The sequence below is a fragment of the Nocardia brasiliensis ATCC 700358 genome (assembly GCF_000250675.2).
GTDB classification, from domain to species: Bacteria; Actinomycetota; Actinomycetes; order Mycobacteriales; family Mycobacteriaceae; genus Nocardia; species Nocardia brasiliensis_B.
Genome location: NC_018681.1, coordinates 8,712,605 through 8,730,510, shown reverse-complemented (window position 1 = coordinate 8,730,510; position 17,906 = coordinate 8,712,605). Strand labels below are relative to the sequence as shown.

Below are 17,906 nucleotides of genomic sequence, written 5' to 3'. Positions count from 1 at the left end.
GAACTCGCGGGGTATGAGTGGATGGTGCATGCTCAGGCCAGGTTTTTCCCGGTCAGTCCACGACCGCGAACGCGGCTGTCAGCGGCGGGAAGGCCGCGCGCGCATCATGTCCCGCGAACCATAGGCCGACGGTGAAAACCGCGACGGCTTCCAGATAGCGCGCCCGGTGCAGGCCGCCCGCCGGAATCGGTTGCAGCGCCAAGTCTTCGGCCAGGCCGGCCACCTGTGCCAGCGCCCTGGGATCGTCGCCGCACAGCGGCACCGCCAGCCTGCGCTCGTCGAACACGCGGGCGTCGGCGGCCCAGACCTCGGCTGCGCACATGTTGAACGCCTTCACCACGTGCGCGTCCGGGGCGGTCGCCGCAATGCGCTCGGCGACAGCCGCTTCCGAGAGCACGAAGCCCGTCGCGCCGGCGGGCGCGGCGTTGTCCGGCGCGAAGGCGTTCGTGCAGTCGACGAGCGTGCGTCCGGCGAGCAGTCCGGCGAGCGGGCGTAGCACCTCGTCCAGCGCGTCCACCGGCAGCGCGAGCAGCACTACCTCGCCGAATTCGGCCGCGGCACGGACACTTCCGGCCCGCGCCCCGATCGCCGCCGCCGCTTCCTGCGCGGCCGCGGCCGAGCGCGCGCCGACCAGCACCTCGTGGCCCGCCCCGACCCAGCCGCCGCCGAGCGCGCGCGCCATGGCCCCGGCTCCGATGATTCCGATTCGCATCTCAACTCCTAGTCAGCGATGTCTTCGGCACCGACGGTAGGAACTCCGAAAGGCACCCGCGGGTGCGCAATGACGGTGGCAAGCTGAAGACATGACCGCCGTGCCCGCCGAGCCGATCACCGCCGACCGGGTGGAGTTCACGCCCTACGGCGATTTCGAGTCCGACTGCCCGGCCCGGATGGGTGTCGACGTCTTCGGTAACTCCTGGCTACCTGTGGTCGTCTACATGTTGCGTGACGGCCCGATGCGTCCCGGCGACCTGCGCGCCGCCATCGGCGGGATCAGCCAGAAGATGCTCACCCAGACCCTGCGCCGGATGGAACGGATGACCCTCGTCGCACGTCACCGCTACGCCGAAGCGCCGCCGCGGGTGGAATACGAGCTCACCGCGGCGGGCCGCGACCTCCTCACGCCGATCTACGCGCTCGGCGACTGGGTGGACAAACACGGCCGTGCGGTGAACGCGGCCATGGCAGGCGGGGACGTGGACTGACACACCGGGCGCGCGCCGGATGAGAACGGCGCGTAAACAGGGGGAGAACAGGGCCGGAAGGCGCTATGACCTGCGCGAAACATCGCGCACCCAGCGATAGTTGAACCTTCCGCGACCGTACGATTCAAAGGTGAGTGTTCCGCAGGCGGTGCTATTGGCAGTCCTGGCGGCTGTCGTAGGGCTGGCAGTCGGCGGGCTACTGATTCCCTATATGAACGCCCGGCAGGCCGCCCGCAGGCAGGCCGACTCGGGGTTGACCATGTCGCAGGTGCTCGACCTGATCGTGCTCGCCTCCGAGAGCGGCATCGCCGTCGTCGACGAGTACCGCGACGTGGTGCTGGTGAATCCGCGCGCCGAGGAACTCGGCCTGGTCCGCAACCGGCTGCTCGACGAGCGCGCCTGGACCGCGGTGGAGAAGGTGCTCGCCACCGGCGAGTCCGCCGAATTCGATCTCACCGCGAAGAATCCGGTACCGGGCCGCGGCCGGATCGCCGTTCGCGGCGTCGCGCGCCAGCTCTCGCGCGAGGACACCAATTTCACCGTGCTGTTCGCCGACGACGACTCCGAACAGGCGCGGATGGAGGCGACCCGGCGCGACTTCGTGGCCAACGTGAGCCACGAGTTGAAGACCCCGGTCGGCGCGATGAGCCTGCTGGCCGAGGCCATGCTCGAGTCGGCGGAGGACCCCGAGGCGGTCCGGCACTTCGGCCAGCGGGTGTTGGGTGAGTCACGGCGTCTCGGGAAAATGGTGACCGAACTCATTGCGCTGTCGCGGCTACAGGGCGCGGAGAAGCTGCCCGAGCTCGAGGTGGTCGACGTGGACACCGTCGTTATGCAGGCGGTGGACCGCTCCCGGACCGCCGCGGAGGCCGCGGGAATCACCGTCAGCACCGACCGGCCGAGCGGGCTCGAGGTGCTCGGCGACGAAACGTTGCTGGTCACAGCCCTGTCCAATCTGGTCGAGAACGCGATAGCGTACTCACCGGCCGGTTCGCACGTGTCGGTCAGCCGCTCGTTGCGAGGCGATCATGTCGCGATGGCCGTGACCGATCGCGGCATCGGGATCGCCAAAGAAGACCAGGAGCGCGTGTTCGAGCGTTTCTTCCGGTCGGACAAGGCGCGCTCGCGCGCCACCGGCGGTACCGGGCTCGGCCTGGCTATCGTCAAGCACGTGGCAGCCAACCACAACGGTGAGATCACCCTGTGGAGCAAGCTGGGCACGGGCTCGACGTTCACGCTGCGAATACCTGCCCACCACGAGACCGACGGAGAAGAGGATTCCGCCGGACCGACGGTGAGCACGAGAGAAACAAGCCCGCGCCCCTCGGGGCCGGGCCGACCCAATGGTGTGGAGGCACGCAGATGACGAGTGTGTTGATCGTCGAGGATGAGGAGTCGCTGGCCGATCCGCTCGCGTTCCTGCTGCGCAAGGAGGGCTTCGAGGTCACCGTGGTCGGTGACGGCCCGTCCGCGCTCGCCGAGTTCGATCGGTCCGGCGCCGATATCGTGCTGCTCGATCTCATGCTGCCCGGCATGAGCGGCACGGATGTCTGCAAGCAGTTGCGCACCCGCAGCGGCGTGCCGGTGATCATGGTGACGGCGCGCGACAGCGAGATCGACAAGGTGGTCGGGCTGGAACTCGGCGCCGACGACTATGTGACCAAGCCGTACTCGGCGCGTGAGCTCATCGCGCGCATCCGGGCCGTGCTGCGCCGCGGCGCGGGCGACGAACTGGACGGCGGCAACGAGAGCGGCGTGCTGGAGGCGGGCCCCGTCCGGATGGACGTGGACCGGCATACCGTGCTGGTGAACGGCAAGCCGGTCACCTTGCCGCTGAAGGAATTCGATCTGCTCGAATATCTGCTGCGCAATTCCGGCCGCGTGCTGACCCGCGGCCAGCTGATCGACCGCGTCTGGGGCGCCGACTACGTCGGCGACACCAAAACCCTCGACGTGCACGTCAAGCGGCTGCGGTCGAAGATCGAGGCCGACCCGGCGAAGCCGGAGCACCTGGTCACCGTGCGTGGCCTGGGCTACAAGCTCGAGGCCTAGCACCAGACGAAAAGAACGAACCCCTGTGCACGGGTGCACAGGGGTTCGTGTCGTACGTGCGGTTCAGGCGCCCTCGGCAGGCTGGCCGAGGTAGGTCCAGGTGGGGCCGACGCCGGGCACGTCGACCTTGCTCAACGTGATCCACCCGAAATCGTCTTCCTGCAGGCAGTCGTAGATGTCCGCGGTGCTCGTGCCGCGGCACGCGATGGTGCGCGCGGTGCCGTACGGGCTCATGATCACGCTCTTGCCCGCGGCCGCCGCGCCGAGCGCCTCGGGGGTGTTGGCCGGCACGAAATTCGCGGTGACATCGAAGTACTTGGCGGGGTCGCCGTTCGGCTCCGCGTTGGCGACACCGGTGAGGCAAAGCGTTGCGCCTGCGGCAACGGCCGCCATGGTCAGAACTTTCTTGGACATGACCGCACATCAAACCCTAAAGAAGTGACGAGCGCACTCCCTCCAGTTGAACGTAATGCCCACCCAGCCCGCCTCTCCGCGTCTTCAGGCCAGACTCAGATGCGCCACCGGAAACGTCGGCGGCCGGCGGCCAGGTCGGCCGGCAAGTCCGCCGGTACCCGGCGAGTTACCCATGTGCATCCGAGATCAGTTGTCGCGGTAGCGAAAACCGGATCTAGGCGGGCTGATCGGCCTGCATCCGGTCGGCGTGCACGGTCGCGGGGTGAATCGCGATGAGCCCCAGCCCTTCTCGGCGCCGGCAATGCCGGGACAGTTCCTCGTAGGCGGGCGCGCCGAGCAGTTCTTTCAGCTCCGGGCCGTAGGACTGCCAGACCGGTCGGCTGCCGACGTGCGCGTCCGGCGAGCCCGAGCAGTACCAGTCGAGGTCGGCGCCGCCCGGGCCCCAGCCGCGGCGGTCGTACTCGGTGATCGTGGTGCGCAGGATCTGCACGCCGTCGGGGCGGTCCACCCAATCCTGGGTGCGCCGGATGGGCAGCTGCCAGCACACGTCCGGCTTGACCTCCAGCGGCTCGATGCCGCGGCGCAGCGCCATGGTGTGCAGCGAACAGCCCACCCCGCCCTCGAAGCCGGGCCGGTTGAGGAAGATGCAGGCGCCGTCGAAGCGCCGGGTGCGCAACGCGGGCTCGTCCTCGAGCTCGTCGACCTCCAGATAGCCCTTCTTGGTGACCTTGCCCGCGGCGTCGGTCGCCTCGCCCATCAGCTGCCAATCCGCACGTGTGAGCATTTTCACAGCGTCCTGCAGCCGCTTGCGGTCGTCCTTGTCCGAGAGGAACGCGCCGTGCGAGCAGCAGCCGTCGTCGGGCCGATCGCCCAGGATGCCCTGACATGCCGGGGTGCCGAAGACGCACGTCCAACGCGACAGTAGCCAGGTCAGATCGGCGACGATGAGATGCTCATCGTTTGCTGGATCGACGAACTCGATCCACTCGCGCGGGAAATCCAGATCCACCTCGGGGCTCGGATCGATCTTTCCCGCAGGTCGGGGCCGGGCCGAGTCATTGGCTGATGCGCCTACCGTCACACTGCCAGACGCTAACAGTTCACCGGCTTGGCCTGAAGGGGTGGCCGACTCCAGTACCGTGTTCTTGTGCGGCTAGGGGTACTCGACGTCGGAAGCAATACCGTCCACCTGCTCGTGGTGGACGCGCACCGGGGCGGTCACCCCATGCCCATGAGCTCCACGAAAGCGACGCTACGGCTTTCGGAAAACATGGACGACGAGGGCCGGATCACCGAATCCGGCGCGCAGCGGCTGATCGCCACCGTCGCCGAATTCGCCAGCATCGCCGAGACTTCCAAGTGCGTCGAGCTGATGCCGTTCGCCACCTCGGCGCTGCGCGAAGCCACCAATTCCGAAGCGGTGCTCGGGCGTGTCCGCGCCGAGACCGGCGTCGATCTGCAGGTGCTCACCGGTGTCGACGAGGCGAGGCTGACCTTCCTCGCGGTGCGGCGCTGGTTCGGCTGGAGTGCCGGCCGCATCCTCAACCTCGACATCGGCGGCGGCTCGCTGGAAATGACGAACGGCGGCGACGAGGAACCCGATGTCGCGCTGTCGCTGCAACTCGGGGCCGGCCGGTTGACCAGAGAGTGGCTGCGCGAGGACCCGCCGGGCAAGCGCCGGGTCAACGTGCTGCGCGACTGGCTCGACGCGGAGCTCGCGCTGCCCGCGCGAAAGCTGATCGAGGCCGGAAAACCGGACCTGGCGGTGGGCACGTCGAAGACCTTCCGCTCGCTGGCCAGGCTGACCGGCGCCGCACCCTCTGCCGCGGGGCCGCGGGTGCGTCGTACACTCACCAGCTCAGGTCTGCGCCAACTGATTGCGTTCATCTCGCGAATGACGGCCGCCGACCGTGCAGAATTGGAAGGCGTAAGTTCCGATCGGTCACAGCAATTGGTGGCTGGCGCATTGATCGCGGAGGCGAGTATGCGGGCACTATCGCTGGAGTCCCTCGAGATTTGTCCGTGGGCGCTGCGGGAAGGGCTGATCCTGCGCAAACTGGATACCGACATGAACGGCGGACCCCGAGCGACAGCCATACCGGGCCCGGCGACCGACAGCGGCCGCCCGGCGCCCGGCGATGGGGTGGCGCTATCTGGGCCGATAGGAACGGTTTCGTCATGACTGAGGATTCCAAGCAGCTATCGGTCGCCGAGCTGCTGGCCCGTAACGGGCAGCAGGGCGCGTCGTCCGCGGGCGGCGGCCGACGCCGCCGCGGCGGCCGGGGCATCTCGGTGGCCGAGCTGACCGGTGACATGCCCGCCATCGGCAGCGGCCAGTCGTCGCATGCCGCACCGGACGACGCGGCCGACGAGCCGGTCTACGAGACGCCGTCGTACGAACCGCCCGCGCCGGAACCTGTCTCGTATGCGCCATCGCCGGAACCGTATTCGCCGATGTCGGGCCCGATCTCGATGTACGACCCGCTCGCCGCGTACGCCCAGCCGGAACCGCAGGACGATCCGCCGCCCGGTCGCTCGAACCGGGTGATGCCCGGCCGGGAGATGCCGTCGTCGCGGCACACGCCCGCGGCCGATCCGCTCTCGCCGAGCACGCCGGTCGGGGATCTGTACGCGCCGTCGCCCAATCCCTATGCGCCGTCGCCCAATCCGTACGCGGCCCCGCCGGCCGAAGAGTCCTCGACGCGGTCCGGTCGCCGGCGCAGGCATGCCGAGCCGGAAGAAGAGACCACCGAGGTGCGCCCGCCGCTGCGGGATCTCGGCAGGCCGGAACCGGGCGCCGCGCTGCCGGACCGGGCGGGCTCGAACGGACGGCAGCCGCCTAACGAGCGCAACGGCGTGGGCAGCGGCCGAGCCGCGCGCAGGCGTGCCGCGGAAGCCGACGAGCTCGAGGCCGGGCCGTCGACCGCCGCGTGGAACGGTTTCGCGGCCGAAGCGCCGCCCGAGCCCAGGACCACGGCACCGTGGGCGCCGACCCCCGAACCCAAGCCGGAGCTGGAACGAAGATCCAACCAGCGCAACGGCGAGCGTGCGTTACCCGCCTGGTCGGCCCGAAGACACAAACCCGCCGCGCCGGAACCCGAGGACATCGGGCCGGAGTCCGGCGGCCTGCCGACCGCCGCGTGGTCGCTGGCCAGCCAGGACCAGCAGTTGCTCTCCGGCCAGACCGTCGCGGGCGACCTGCTCCGGGACGGGGTCGAGCGAGCCGAACGCGCGGGTGCCGGTCGAGGCAAACGCGGCTCGAAGCGGGATGCCGCGTCGCACGAGGACGAGCTCGACATCTACGACGGCAAGACCGATTTCTACGAGCCGGTCGAGTTGGCCGACGCGGACGACGACGACCTCGATGACCGCGACGAACACGAGGAGCGCGCGCCGGGCCGGGCCGCCACGCGCCGCCGCTCGTCCCGCGTCGCGCGCAAGGCCGAGTTCGACGCCAACCGCCGGCAGTGGTTGATCCTGGGCGGGCAGAGCACCGGCGCGGCCGTGGCGGGCATGCTGCTGTTCAAGGGTTTCGAGCGCATGTGGGAGATGTTGCCCTGGGTGGCGCTGGCCCTGGCGATGATCGTGATCCTCGGTCTGGTCGCCCTGGTCCGGATTCTGCGCCGGACCGATGACGTGCTGAGCACGGTGATCGCGGTGGTCGTCGGCGTGTTCGTCACACTGGGACCGCTAGCCTTTCTGCTCAGTACGAACTGAGGCAGGGGAGCGGCTGTGGGCAAGATCGGGCAGGCGAACGAGACCACGGCGCGGCAGGCGTCCGAAGCCGCAGCGCGACAGGTCGCCGACACGGCTGCGCGGCACGGGGCCGATATGGCTGCGCGGCGAACGGCCGACGCCGAGGCGCGTCCGGCCGCCGGTGCCCCCGGCGAATCTGCCGGCGGTGCGGATCGCCGGCAGATCCTGGTCGGGCTGTCGACCGCCTCGGTCTATCCGCAGAACACCGAGGCCGCCTTCCGGTACGCGGCCGAAATCGGTTACGACGGTGTCGAATTGATGGTCTGGGCCGAGCCCGCCAGTCAGAGCATCGCCACCGTGCAGTCCTATGCGCGCAAGTACGACGTGCCGGTCATCGCGATTCACGCGCCGTGCCTGTTGATCTCGCAGCGGGTGTGGGGTGCGGACCCGGCCGCCAAGCTCGAACGCAGCGTGCGCACCGCGGAGGCGCTGGGCGCGCGCACCGTGGTGGTGCACCCGCCGTTCCGCTGGCAGCGCAGGTACGCGGAGAATTTCGCGGATCAGGTGGCCGAGCTCGAGGCCGGCAGCGAGGTCGTCGTCGCGGTGGAGAACATGTTTCCGATGCGCGCCGACACCCTGTTCGGGCGTGGGGCGCGCTCGGTGAAGCGCTTGGAACGCCGCGGCGGCCCCGGCATCGGGCTCACCGCGTTCAGCCCGTCCTACGATCCGACCGATACCGGTTTCGCGCACTACACCTTGGATCTCTCGCACACCGCGACCGCGGGCGCGGATCCGTTGGCGCTGGCCGCCCGGATGGGGCCGGGTCTGGCGCATCTGCATCTCGCCGACGGTCGCGGGGCCGCACACGACGAGCACCTGATTCCCGGCGAGGGCACCCAGCCGTGCGTCGAGCTGTGCGAGACGTTGGTCCGCACCGGTTTCACGGGGCAGGCGGTCGCGGAGATCAATACCCAGAACGCGCGCACCACGCAGGCGCGCGCGGCGATGTTGCATCGCACGCTGGCGTTCGCGCGCCTGCATCTCAACGGCGTGACCGCGCCGACGCCCGCGATTCACCCCTGAACCCTTGCGTCGCAACAAAATAGTCTGCGCCGCTACGAAATAATCTGCACCCCAACGAAATAGGTGCGGCATTTTTGCGCACCGCATTTTCGTGCACCCGAAATCGCCGGCGAACGGGGTGTACCGAATCCCAATGGGCGCGGCAGTGTGATGTATGCGACTGAGGGCGAACGGGAAGCCCGATCCGGTTCGTTCTACGCTGTATGAATGTCGCGGAACGGTAACCCTGCCCGCCGACGCGGTGAGTCGACGACAGGAGTGACGATGACGGCCGACCTGGATCTCACGCAGGCCACGACAACCGACGCCCCGTTCAGCCGGGTGCTCGCGCTGACCGAACTGCTCTCGACGAACCCCGACACCGGTCGCTATCTCGGCATGATCGACAAGGTCTGGACGATCGGCAAGAAGGTGCACGGCGGCACCATGGTCGCGGCCAGCGCCGCGGCCGGCCTGAAGTGGCTGCGCGCGGCCGACCCGGCGCTGGCCGATATGGCCCCGATCGCCGCCAGCTCGGACTTCCTCGGCGCGCCCGAACCGGGCGAGGTCGAATACGAGGTGCGTATCCGCAAGATCGGCCGGCAGATCTGCCTCGCCGACACCGACCTGGTGCAGAACGGGCGGACCCTGGTGCGCACCGCGCTGACGTTCAGCCGCTTGGACGACGCCGAGCCGCGCTACGCCCGCGAACACGACGACATGCCGGTCGAACCGCCCGCCGACGCCATCGGCTACGGGCCGGACTCGCCGATGAGCAGCGTCGTGCACGTCGGCCAGGGCGCCGAGCTGTACATCGACCGGGACTGGGCCCGCTTCCTCGAAGGTCAGCAGGGCGAGCCGCGGCTGCGGCTGTGGTTGCGTCCGCGTCCGGGTGACGAGCAGAACACCGAGACCGCCATGTTCATGGCGATGATGGGTGCGGACATGAGCCCGCCGGTGCCGGTGAACCTCGGCCATTTCGGCTGGGCCCCGACCGTTCAGATGGCCACCTACCTGCGGCGCAAGCCCGCCGTGGGCTGGCTGCGGATCATCGCGACCACGCACGAGGTGGGTGCGCGCATGTTCGACGAGGACCAGGTGGTGCTCGACTCGACCGGCGCCGTCGTAGCGCAGAGCAGGCAGCTGGCGCTCATCCCGCAACAGCGCTGAGTTCGCCCTCGCATAGCCTTGACTCCCATGACGAGAATTGCGGTTATCGGTGGCGGACGCATCGGGGAGGCGCTGATCGCGGGCTTACTCGAGTCCGGACGGCTGGCGAAGGACCTGGTCGTCGTCGAGCCGGTGACCGAGCGGGCCGCGCAGATCGCCGAGCAGTTCTCGGTGCGGGTGACCGATTCCGTCGCCGACGCCGCGGTCGGCGCGGACCTGCTGGTCGTCGCGGTGAAACCCGCCGACGTGGACGCCGTGATGACCGCGCTGGGCAAGGCCGCGCTCAGTGACAACGCCAGCGTCGGCAACGATCGGGACCAGATTCTGGTGTCGCTGGCGGCCGGTGTGCCGACCGCGCGCCTGGAGGCGAAGCTGCCCGCCGGGTTCCCGGTGGTCCGGGTGATGCCGAATACGCCGATGCTGGTCGGTCAGGGCATGAGCGTCATCGCGCCGGGCCGGTATGCCCGGGCCCAGCAGCTGGAACTGGTGACCGACGTGCTCGGCGCGGTCGGCAAGGTGGTGACCGTCGCGGAAGCCCAGATGGACGCGGTCACCGCGGTCTCCGGGTCGGGCCCCGCGTACTTCTTCCTGATCGTCGAGGCGATGGTGGACGCGGGCGTCGGCCTGGGCCTGACCCGCGAGGTCGCCACGGAACTGGTGGTGCAGACCATGATCGGTTCGGCGGCGCTGCTGCAGGAGTCCGAGCAGAGTGCGGCCGAGTTGCGGGCCGCGGTCACCTCGCCGGCGGGCACCACCGCGGCCGCGGTCCGCGAGCTCGAGCGCGGCGGCGTCCGTTCGGCGTTCCTGGAGGCGTTGCACGCCGCCAAGCAGCGCTCCGCCGAGCAGGGCGGCGTGAGCGACGGTCCGGCCGGCGTCGGGACCGGAGTCGGCGCCGGAGCGTGAGCCGGCGCGCCCCGCAACGCGCGACACGACGAAGAGCCGGACTCGCCGTGAGTTTGCTCCCACCGAGATCCGGACCGACGGGGCAAATCGGGCCCAGACGGCGGCGAGGCGAACGCCGCACATCCGCCGGATGACCGGTCGGATTCCGATCGGAAAAGCTTATTTCTCACTCCCGTCGCAGTAACACCACTGGTCCCGCTAAGCTTCAAGGAGCACGTGCGTGTCTGTTCCGCCGGTGGGGAAGCCGGCGGCGCGGACGTGCCGGAGGTCAATGGTGCAATGATGTCTTCGAACAAGATGTCTGCAAGTAGCTCAGGGAGTTCGAGTGGCTCCGGTCCCTCGGGCAGCCGGGGCGGATCCCGGGCACCGAGTGGTCCGGGTGCGCAGGGTCAACCCATGCTCGGCGGCACTCAATTTCTCACGGTCGCCGAGGTGGCGAGCCTGATGCGAGTGTCCAAGATGACGGTGTACCGGCTGGTGCATTCCGGTGAGCTGCCCGCGGTGCGGGTGGGTCGGTCGTTCCGGGTGCATGCCAAGGCGGTGCACGACTATCTGGAAACGTCTTACTTCGACGCGGGCTGAGACGGCTGCGGTCACACCGACGCAGGCGGTCGCCGGACGCGTTCCGGCGGCGAGCGCTCAGGCGGTTTCGAAGGTCGTTGGACGTGCCGGTACGATAGATCCTCGGTTCGTGTTCGCCCGCCGGTGGCACCGCTTCTGGGTGCCCCGAGGTATCCGGCGGCGCGGGCACTGGGCGTGAGGCTTGCCGAGCGACCGGTCAGTTGGCGCACGTGAGTAGCGTGCGCGCCGAGTAGAGAGAACGCGAGGAACAACCCTATGGGTTCTGTGATCAAGAAGCGCCGCAAGCGCATGTCGAAGAAGAAGCACCGCAAGCTGCTTCGCCGCACACGCGTGCAGCGGCGCAAACTCGGCAAGTAAAGCCCGGTGTAGCGACTGCTTGCAGGTCGCTCGAAACGATCTGCGCGTCAACTGCGAGGCCCGTCACCGAAGAGGTGGCGGGCCTTTCGGTGTTTCGGTGATTGAAGTCATCGTCAGAACCTGGTAAATCCCATCGGAACGCACAGACGCAGCGGCTACCCTAGGAGCGGGGCAAACGAAGTGGGGGCTTGTCAAGGTGGGATGCGGTGCCGGCTGGTTCTGACGTTCGGGACGGACACACACCGAAGGTGGTGTTGGTAACCGGTGCGAGCCGCTTTTTCGGCGGCAACGTGGTCGCTCGTCTCGCGCAGGATCCCGGTATCGAACGCATTCTCGCCGTCGACACCATGACCCCCAGCCGGGAACTGCAGCGCCGCATGGGCCGCGCCGAGTTCGTCCGCGCGGATATCCGAAATCCCTTGATCCGCAAGGTGGTCGACGGCAGCGCCGTGGACACGGTGGTGCACACCGCGGTGCTGGCCAAGCCGCCCGCCGGCGCGTCACGTGCGGTGATGAAGGACCTCAACGTGCTCGGCGCCATGCAGCTGCTCGCGGTGTGCCAGAAGGCGCCGACGGTGCGCCGGGTCGTGGTGCGTTCCTCGTCCGCGGTGTACGGCTGCAGCGCGAAGGACCCTGCGAAATTCGCCGAGGAAATGAGCGCGCGCACGCCGCCGAGCGGTGGCTTCGCCCGCGACATGATCGAAATCGAAGGATATGTGCGCGGATTGGCTCGGCGCCGGCCCGATATCGCGACGACAATTCTGCGATTCGCACCGATCGTCGGGCCGCGCCTGGCCGGGCGTAGTGCGCAGTATCTGCGTTCCCCGCTGACGCCGACCGTGTTCGGCCGCGACGCCAGGATGCAACTGGTGCACGAGGAGGACGCGGTCGCCGCGCTGGCGCACGCCGCGCTCGCCGGGCGCGGCGGCACCGTCAACGTGGCCGGTGACGGCGCGCTGGCGCTGTCGCAGGCGGTGCGCCGGGCCGGGCGGGTCGAGTTCCCGGTGCCGTTCGCGCTGTTCCGCAGCGCGGGGCGGATTCTGATGGGGCCGGTGATGCGCGAATTCTCCGGCGAGCAGCTCGACTATTTCCATTTCGGTTGTGGCCTGGACACCACCCGGATGCGAGCCGAACTCGGTTTCGTGCCGCGCTGGACGACCGTGCAGGCCTTCGACGACTTCATCGGGGGCGCAGCGTCGCGGCCCGTCATCGACCCCAAATGGATCGATGCCGCAGAATCCAGACTGCTCGGCCTGCTCGGGGCCGGTACGGGAGCACAGCAATGAACGACGTAGCGAAAGTCATCCAACTCCACGACATACAGGTCGAGGCCCGGCCGCGACCGCCCGCCCGGCGCTGGCCCGACCTCCCGCAGGGCGAGCCACCCGGCCAGGTGACGTCGCTGACCGAGCGGCTCGCCGCCGCCGAACCGCCTGCCCCGCAATCGCTCTCGGATCTGGTGCGGGGCGCGATCGGCAAGCAGATCGGTAAGACCGCGGAGTTCGCCCGGCGCCGGCTCACCGGCGACTACCAGGTGGACGAGTTCGGTTTCGACGAGCACCTGCTCGAGTCGGTGTTGCTGCCCGCGCTGCGGCCGATGTCGGAGCTGTGGTTCCGGGCCGAAGTCAGCGGCATGGCGAACATTCCGGAGGTGGGTGGCGCGCTGATCGTGGCCAACCACGCCGGCACCGTGCCGCTGGACGGCCTGATGCTGCAACTGGCGATCCACGATCGGCATCCGAAGCAGCGGGCGCTGCGGCTGCTGGCCGCCGACCTGATCTTCGAGACGCCGGTGCTCGGCTCGCTGGCCAGGAAGGCCGGGCACACGCTGGCCTGCCGGGAGGACGCCGAAAGGCTCCTCCGCGCAGGCGAATTGACCGGTGTCTTCCCCGAGGGCTTCAAAGGTGTCGGCAAGCAGTATGCCGACCGCTACAAGCTGCAGCGGTTCGGCCGCGGCGGTTTCGTGGCCGCGGCGGTGCGCACCGGCGTGCCGATCATCCCGTGCTCCATCGTCGGCTCCGAGGAGATCTACCCGAAGCTGGCCGACATCAAGCCGCTGGCCCGGTTGCTCGGTTTGCCGTATTTCCCGGTGACACCGCTGTTTCCGCACCTCGGCCCGCTGGGCGCGCTACCGCTGCCGTCGAAGTGGTACATCGAATTCGGCACACCCATCCCGACCACCGGCTACGAGCCGGAGGCTGCCGACGACCCGATGACCATGTTCGAGGTCACCGACCAGGTGCGCGAGACCATCCAGTCGACGCTGTACAAACTGCTCACCAAGCGCCGCAACCCGTTCACCGGGTAGCGACGGGCGCCGGGTGCGTCGCGCGCTACCCGTCGTCCCGGCGAACGCCGGGCACCAGTCGGTAAACCCCTCGGCCGCACTGGTTTCCGGCGTTCGCCGGACCGCCGGGCGCGCGGCCGACGCTCAGTGATCGCGCTTGCGCGTGACCGCCGCGGCCACCGCGCCACCGGCCGCGCCGAGCGCCAAAGCCGTTGGCACGCCGATCTTCGCGGCTTTGCGGCCGGTGCGGAAATCGCGGATCTCCCAGCCCCGGTTCTTCGCGACCTCGCGTAGGTCCGAGTCGGGGTTGATCGCGACCGCGGTGCCGACCAGCGAGAGCATCGGCACGTCGTTGTGGCTGTCGGAGTAGGCGCTACAGCGCTTGAGGTTCAACCCTTCCCGGATCGCCAGCGTGCGCACCGCGTGCGCCTTGCCGAGTCCGTGCAGGATGTCACCGACCAGGCGGCCGGTGAACTTACCGTCCACGCTCTCGGCCACCGTGCCCAGCGCACCGGTCAGCCCGAGCCGCTTGGCGATCACCTGCGCCAGCTCGACCGGCGTGGCGGTGACCAGCCACACCTGCTGGCCGGCGTCCAGGTGCATCTGCGCGAGAGCCCTTGTGCCCGGCCAGATCTTGTCGGCGATGATCTCGTCGTAGATCTCCTCGCCCAGTTCGGCCAGCTCGGCGGTGGGGCGCCCGGCGATGAACGCCAGCGCCTTCTCCTTGCCGCTGGCCATGTCGGAGCTGTTCTCCCGCCCGGTGACCCGGAACTTGACCTGCTTCCACGCCACGTCGACCAGGTCGGAGGTCTTGAAGTACTTGCGCGCGGCCAGGCCGCGGGCGAAGTGCACGATGGACGCGCCCTGCACCATCGTGTTGTCCACGTCGAAGAACGCCGCCGCGGTCAGGTCGCGCGGCACCTCGGGGCTGGTCGGATCCGGCTCCGCCGCCGCCAATTCCGCGTCGTGCAGCGAGAGCGCGGCATCGGCGCTCGCCTCACCGGCCAGGTTGGCGCGCAGCTCTTCCTCGCTCGGACCGAACGGACTGCGCGGAATACGGGCCAGTTGATCCTGCAGACCCTGGCCGATCTCGCCCAGGTTCCAGCGCGCCGGAAACTCGCCGAATCGTCCCGCGATGAATCCGGCCCTTGCCACCCTCGATCGTTCCGGCACCAGTACCTCCGCCCGTCGCGCGAACCACGTCCACAGTAACCGGGGGAGGCGACAGTCAGCGCAGGACCTGGCAGACCGATTCGGGTGTGGCGAGGGGATTTAATATCCGCCATGACCAATCCCACACATTCGGTGACCCTGTTGACCAGATCCGGCTGTGGCCTGTGCGTCACCGCGCTGGACCAGCTGCGCGTGATCTGCGCCGATTTCGGGCTCGAGCCCGCGACCGTCGACGTGGACGAGGCGGCGGCCACCGATCCCGGCCTGCGCGCGGAGTTCGGCGACCGGTTGCCGGTGGTGCTGCTCGACGGTCGTGAGCACAGCTATTTCGACGTCGACGAGGGCCGATTGCGCGCCGACCTGAGCCGCTGAGGAATAGCGATGACGGTCCTTTTCGGCCGCAGCGCTGGTCGCGGCCGAAAATGAGGCCAATTTCACCGACTTTGTGAAGGGCTGCACAAGCGGTTACGGTGGTGGCACGCGGACCCGCTCGCCGAGGCTGCGGGCCCACCGCGTACAGACACCCAGCATTGCGACACTTCGACCATGGCACCGGACCGTCCCGGGCCAGAGGTCCAGCGACGAACCGGAACCCGATCGGGCCGGAACGAGGAGCCGACGACGTGACAGAGCAGCATGAGGCGCCCGGCGGCGTCTCCGGCAGGGCTCTGCAGCGAGGCATCCCGCAAGCGACCGTGGCGCGGCTGGCGACCTATCTCCGAGTCCTTGCCACATTGGCCGACGAGGGTGTTGCCATCGTATCGAGTGAGGAACTGGCTGTCGCGGCGGGTGTCAATTCCGCGAAGCTGCGCAAGGACCTTTCCTTCCTCGGGCCCAACGGGGTACGGGGTGTCGGCTATGACGTAGCCAAGCTACGGGCCAGGATCGAGGATGTGCTCGGCCTGTCGCAGGGACACCGCGTGGTGCTCGTCGGCGCCGGGAATCTCGGCCGGGCCCTGGTCGGCTACGGCGGGTTCCAGCGGCGCGGCTTCACCGTGGTCGGCATCTTCGACAACGACATCGAGGTGATCGGTCTCCCGGTGGCGGGCCTGGTGGTGCGCGATGTCGCCGAGCTGGCCGGCGCGGTCGCCGCGCTGGAACCGACCATCGCGGTCATCACCGTGCCCGACGACGCCGCCCAGGACGCCTGCGACCGGCTGGTCGCGGCCGGGCTGGAGTCCATCCTGAGCTTCGCGCCCTGCGAGTTGCTCGCGCCCGCCTCGGTCGAGGTGCGCCGGGTCGATCTGGCGGTCGAATTGCAGATGCTCTCGTTCGAACGGGTGCGCAACGCCGACAGCGCGGCCGTCGCGGCCGTCGCCGAGCCCGAGGTGGCGCGGGCCGTCTCCGGCCGGATCGCGCACCGCTCGCCCACCCACACCTCGGCCGCTCACCCGGCACTCAAGCATTCGGCAGCCGCGCACACGGCGACCTCGCATACGGCAACGGAGCCAAAGAGCAAGGGATCGGTGGTTACTCCATGAGCGAGCGAAGCGAGCGAATCGTGATACTGCGTGCCACGCGCATGCCGAAGCCGAGCGTCAGCGAGGCGCGGGCATGAGCGTCTTGTTGGTCGGTATTTCGCACCGGAGCGCGCCCGTTTCGGTGCTGGAGAAGGTGGCGATCACCGACACCGACCGACCCAAGCTGATCGAGCGCCTGCTGGCTTCCAGTCACGTGTCCGAGGCGATGATCGTCTCCACCTGCAACCGCGTGGAGGTCTACGCGGTCGTCGACGCCTTCCACGGTGGTCTCGCCGAGGTCGGCGATCTGCTCACCAAGCATTCCGGGCTGCCGCTGCCCGATCTGACCAAGCACGCGTACGTCCGCTACAGCGAGGCCGCCGCCGAGCATCTGTTCGCGGTGGCCAGTGGGCTGGATTCGATGGTGATCGGCGAGCAGCAGGTGCTCAGCCAGATCCGCGGCGCCTACGCCTCCGCCGACGCCCAGCAGGCGGTCGGGCGGACCCTGCACGAGCTGGCCCAGCACGCGCTGCGGGTCGGCAAGCGGGTGCACTCGGAGACCGGGATCGACCGGGCCGGTGCGTCGGTGGTGTCGGTGGCGCTCGATCGCGCGCAGCAGGTGCTCGGCCCGCTGGCCGGCCGCACCGCCGTGGTCGTCGGGGCCGGCGCGATGGGCGGCCTTGCGGTGGCGCATCTCTCGCGGGCCGGCATCGGCCGGATCATCGTGGTGAACCGCACCATGGCGCGGGCGAAGCGGCTCGCCGAGACCGCGGGCACGCACGGAGTCGAGGCGGAGGCCCGCGAACTGTCCCGGCTCACCGAGGCGATGGCGGTGGCCGACGTGGTCGTCACCTGCACCGGTGCGGTCGGCCACGTGGTGACGCTGGCCGACACCCATCGGGCCCTGGCCGACCGGGAGCGCGCGGGCGAATTCGCCACGGCGGAACGGCCTTTGGTGTTCTGTGACCTCGGCCTGCCGCGTGATGTCGAGCACGCGGTGGCCGGACTGCCCGGCGTCACGGTGATCGATATCGAGACGCTGCAACGGGATCCGGCCGCGGGCGCGGCCGCCGACGACACCGCCGCGGCGCGCTCGATCGTCGCCGACGAACTCGCCAAGTACCTGACCGGTCAGCGGATGGCCGAGGTCACCCCGACCGTCGCCGCGCTGCGCCAGCGCGCCGCCGAGGTGGTGGAAGCCGAACTGCTGCGGCTGGATTCGCGGCTGCCCAGCCTGGCCGACCCGGAACGTGACGAGGTGGCGCGCACCGTGCGCCGCGTGGTGGACAAGCTGCTGCACGCCCCGACGGTGCGGGTCAAGCAGCTCGCCTCGACCCCGGGCGGCGACAGCTACGCCGAGGCGCTGCGCGAGCTGTTCGAGCTGAAACCGGGTGCGGCGCAAGCGGTTGCCGCGCCGATGGAGATCACCGCGATCGGCGAGCACGCCGGCCTGCTGCGCGCCGACGCCGATATCGCGCTGGCGGACGACTTCACCGCGAGTCACCGCGCCGACGAACAGGGGCAGACGGCATGAGCCCGCGGCCC

Annotated in this window: 19 protein-coding genes; 15 read left to right on the top strand and 4 right to left on the bottom strand. The window is 69.3% G+C overall.

Going from position 1 to position 17,906, the window contains the following annotated elements; translation table 11 throughout:
* Nucleotides 1-52 precede the first annotated feature (52 nt).
* On the bottom strand, nt 53-712 hold the full coding sequence (locus O3I_RS39060) for an NADPH-dependent F420 reductase (RefSeq protein WP_014988581.1): 660 nt from the start codon (nt 710-712) through the stop codon (nt 53-55).
* A gap of 91 nt (nt 713-803) precedes the next feature.
* Between O3I_RS39060 and O3I_RS39055 the strand changes: the two genes are divergently transcribed.
* The 3 genes from O3I_RS39055 (at nt 804) to O3I_RS39045 (ending at nt 3,257) form a co-directional block, all read left to right on the top strand.
* On the top strand, nt 804-1,205 hold the full coding sequence (locus tag O3I_RS39055; RefSeq protein WP_014988580.1) for a winged helix-turn-helix transcriptional regulator: 402 nt from the start codon (nt 804-806) through the stop codon (nt 1,203-1,205).
* A 130-nt stretch (nt 1,206-1,335) separates the two neighbouring features.
* A complete protein-coding gene (locus O3I_RS39050; protein WP_041563156.1) occupies nt 1,336-2,571 on the top strand; it encodes a sensor histidine kinase in 1,236 nt (411 codons plus the stop codon).
* Complete coding sequence (locus O3I_RS39045) at nt 2,568-3,257, top strand: response regulator transcription factor (RefSeq protein WP_014988578.1); 690 nt, start codon at nt 2,568-2,570, stop codon at nt 3,255-3,257. The genes O3I_RS39050 and O3I_RS39045 overlap by 4 nt, the downstream gene beginning before the upstream one ends.
* 63 nt (nt 3,258-3,320) lie before the next feature.
* Here O3I_RS39045 and O3I_RS39040 read toward each other — a convergent pair whose 3' ends face one another.
* Nucleotides 3,321-3,671 (bottom strand): hypothetical protein, encoded by a 351-nt coding sequence (locus O3I_RS39040; protein ID WP_041563155.1) that lies wholly within the window; start codon nt 3,669-3,671, stop codon nt 3,321-3,323.
* A gap of 214 nt (nt 3,672-3,885) precedes the next feature.
* Nucleotides 3,886-4,752 carry a hypothetical protein gene (locus O3I_RS39035; protein ID WP_081594246.1) on the bottom strand — a complete coding sequence of 289 codons (867 nt, stop codon included), beginning with the start codon at nt 4,750-4,752 and terminating at the stop codon, nt 3,886-3,888.
* 66 nt (nt 4,753-4,818) lie between these two features.
* Here O3I_RS39035 and O3I_RS39030 point away from each other — a divergent pair, with 66 nt between their 5' ends.
* From O3I_RS39030 to O3I_RS38995, 9 genes are all read left to right on the top strand, one after another.
* Nucleotides 4,819-5,853, top strand: a complete 1,035-nt coding sequence (locus O3I_RS39030; protein ID WP_041563154.1) for a Ppx/GppA phosphatase family protein — start codon at nt 4,819-4,821, stop codon at nt 5,851-5,853.
* Complete coding sequence (locus tag O3I_RS45990; RefSeq protein WP_014988574.1) at nt 5,850-7,388, top strand: hypothetical protein; 1,539 nt, start codon at nt 5,850-5,852, stop codon at nt 7,386-7,388. The genes O3I_RS39030 and O3I_RS45990 overlap by 4 nt, the downstream gene beginning before the upstream one ends.
* A 114-nt stretch (nt 7,389-7,502) precedes the next feature.
* Nucleotides 7,503-8,450, top strand: coding sequence for a sugar phosphate isomerase/epimerase family protein (locus O3I_RS39020; RefSeq protein ID WP_141691727.1), 948 nt, complete (start codon nt 7,503-7,505; stop codon nt 8,448-8,450).
* Between the two features lie 264 nt (nt 8,451-8,714).
* Nucleotides 8,715-9,599 (top strand): thioesterase family protein, encoded by an 885-nt coding sequence (locus O3I_RS39015; protein ID WP_014988572.1) that lies wholly within the window; start codon nt 8,715-8,717, stop codon nt 9,597-9,599.
* A gap of 27 nt (nt 9,600-9,626) precedes the next feature.
* Nucleotides 9,627-10,502 (top strand): pyrroline-5-carboxylate reductase, encoded by an 876-nt coding sequence (proC, locus tag O3I_RS39010; RefSeq protein ID WP_014988571.1) that lies wholly within the window; start codon nt 9,627-9,629, stop codon nt 10,500-10,502.
* Nucleotides 10,503-10,799: 297 nt separating this feature from the next.
* Entirely contained in the window at nt 10,800-11,084 is a 285-nt protein-coding gene (locus tag O3I_RS39005) for a helix-turn-helix domain-containing protein (RefSeq protein ID WP_226887150.1), read from the top strand.
* 255 nt (nt 11,085-11,339) lie between these two features.
* Nucleotides 11,340-11,441: a 30S ribosomal protein bS22 gene (locus O3I_RS44360; RefSeq protein WP_003402602.1), complete on the top strand. Its 102-nt coding sequence runs from the start codon at nt 11,340-11,342 to the stop codon at nt 11,439-11,441.
* A 206-nt stretch (nt 11,442-11,647) separates the two neighbouring features.
* Nucleotides 11,648-12,727: an NAD-dependent epimerase/dehydratase family protein gene (locus tag O3I_RS39000; RefSeq protein ID WP_051066843.1), complete on the top strand. Its 1,080-nt coding sequence runs from the start codon at nt 11,648-11,650 to the stop codon at nt 12,725-12,727.
* The gene (locus O3I_RS38995; protein ID WP_014988568.1) at nt 12,724-13,749 is read left to right on the top strand and encodes a lysophospholipid acyltransferase family protein; all 1,026 of its coding nucleotides are present in this window, start codon (nt 12,724-12,726) and stop codon (nt 13,747-13,749) included. The genes O3I_RS39000 and O3I_RS38995 overlap by 4 nt, the downstream gene beginning before the upstream one ends.
* 123 nt (nt 13,750-13,872) lie before the next feature.
* Here the strand turns inward: O3I_RS38995 and O3I_RS38990 are convergent, their stop codons facing one another.
* Complete coding sequence (locus O3I_RS38990) at nt 13,873-14,826, bottom strand: HAD family hydrolase (RefSeq protein WP_042265541.1); 954 nt, start codon at nt 14,824-14,826, stop codon at nt 13,873-13,875.
* Between the two features lie 186 nt (nt 14,827-15,012).
* On the opposite strand from O3I_RS38990, the gene O3I_RS38985 reads away from it, so the two are divergent.
* From O3I_RS38985 to O3I_RS38975, 3 genes are all read left to right on the top strand, one after another.
* A complete protein-coding gene (locus O3I_RS38985) occupies nt 15,013-15,273 on the top strand; it encodes a glutaredoxin family protein (RefSeq protein ID WP_014988566.1) in 261 nt (86 codons plus the stop codon).
* Nucleotides 15,274-15,524: 251 nt separating this feature from the next.
* Nucleotides 15,525-16,382, top strand: a complete 858-nt coding sequence (locus tag O3I_RS38980) for a redox-sensing transcriptional repressor Rex (protein WP_014988565.1) — start codon at nt 15,525-15,527, stop codon at nt 16,380-16,382.
* A gap of 73 nt (nt 16,383-16,455) precedes the next feature.
* The gene (locus O3I_RS38975) at nt 16,456-17,895 is read left to right on the top strand and encodes a glutamyl-tRNA reductase (RefSeq protein ID WP_014988564.1); all 1,440 of its coding nucleotides are present in this window, start codon (nt 16,456-16,458) and stop codon (nt 17,893-17,895) included.
* The last annotated feature ends 11 nt before the right edge of the window (nt 17,896-17,906 follow it).

Excerpts from the sequence above, each read along its gene's own strand:
- O3I_RS39020 (WP_141691727.1), top strand. The coding sequence starts at position 7,503 with ATGGCTGCGCGGCGAACGGCCGACGCCGAGGCGCGTCCGGCCGCCGGT.
- O3I_RS38975 (WP_014988564.1), top strand. The coding sequence starts at position 16,456 with ATGAGCGTCTTGTTGGTCGGTATTTCGCACCGGAGCGCGCCCGTTTCG.
- O3I_RS39005 (WP_226887150.1), top strand. The coding sequence starts at position 10,800 with ATGTCTGCAAGTAGCTCAGGGAGTTCGAGTGGCTCCGGTCCCTCGGGC.
- O3I_RS38995 (WP_014988568.1), top strand. The coding sequence starts at position 12,724 with ATGAACGACGTAGCGAAAGTCATCCAACTCCACGACATACAGGTCGAG.
- O3I_RS38985 (WP_014988566.1), top strand. The coding sequence starts at position 15,013 with ATGACCAATCCCACACATTCGGTGACCCTGTTGACCAGATCCGGCTGT.
- O3I_RS39040 (WP_041563155.1), bottom strand. The coding sequence starts at position 3,671 with ATGTCCAAGAAAGTTCTGACCATGGCGGCCGTTGCCGCAGGCGCAACG.
- O3I_RS39060 (WP_014988581.1), bottom strand. The coding sequence starts at position 712 with ATGCGAATCGGAATCATCGGAGCCGGGGCCATGGCGCGCGCGCTCGGC.
- O3I_RS44360 (WP_003402602.1), top strand. The coding sequence starts at position 11,340 with ATGGGTTCTGTGATCAAGAAGCGCCGCAAGCGCATGTCGAAGAAGAAG.
- proC (WP_014988571.1), top strand. The coding sequence starts at position 9,627 with ATGACGAGAATTGCGGTTATCGGTGGCGGACGCATCGGGGAGGCGCTG.
- O3I_RS39045 (WP_014988578.1), top strand. The coding sequence starts at position 2,568 with ATGACGAGTGTGTTGATCGTCGAGGATGAGGAGTCGCTGGCCGATCCG.
- O3I_RS39055 (WP_014988580.1), top strand. The coding sequence starts at position 804 with ATGACCGCCGTGCCCGCCGAGCCGATCACCGCCGACCGGGTGGAGTTC.
- O3I_RS45990 (WP_014988574.1), top strand. The coding sequence starts at position 5,850 with ATGACTGAGGATTCCAAGCAGCTATCGGTCGCCGAGCTGCTGGCCCGT.
- O3I_RS39015 (WP_014988572.1), top strand. The coding sequence starts at position 8,715 with ATGACGGCCGACCTGGATCTCACGCAGGCCACGACAACCGACGCCCCG.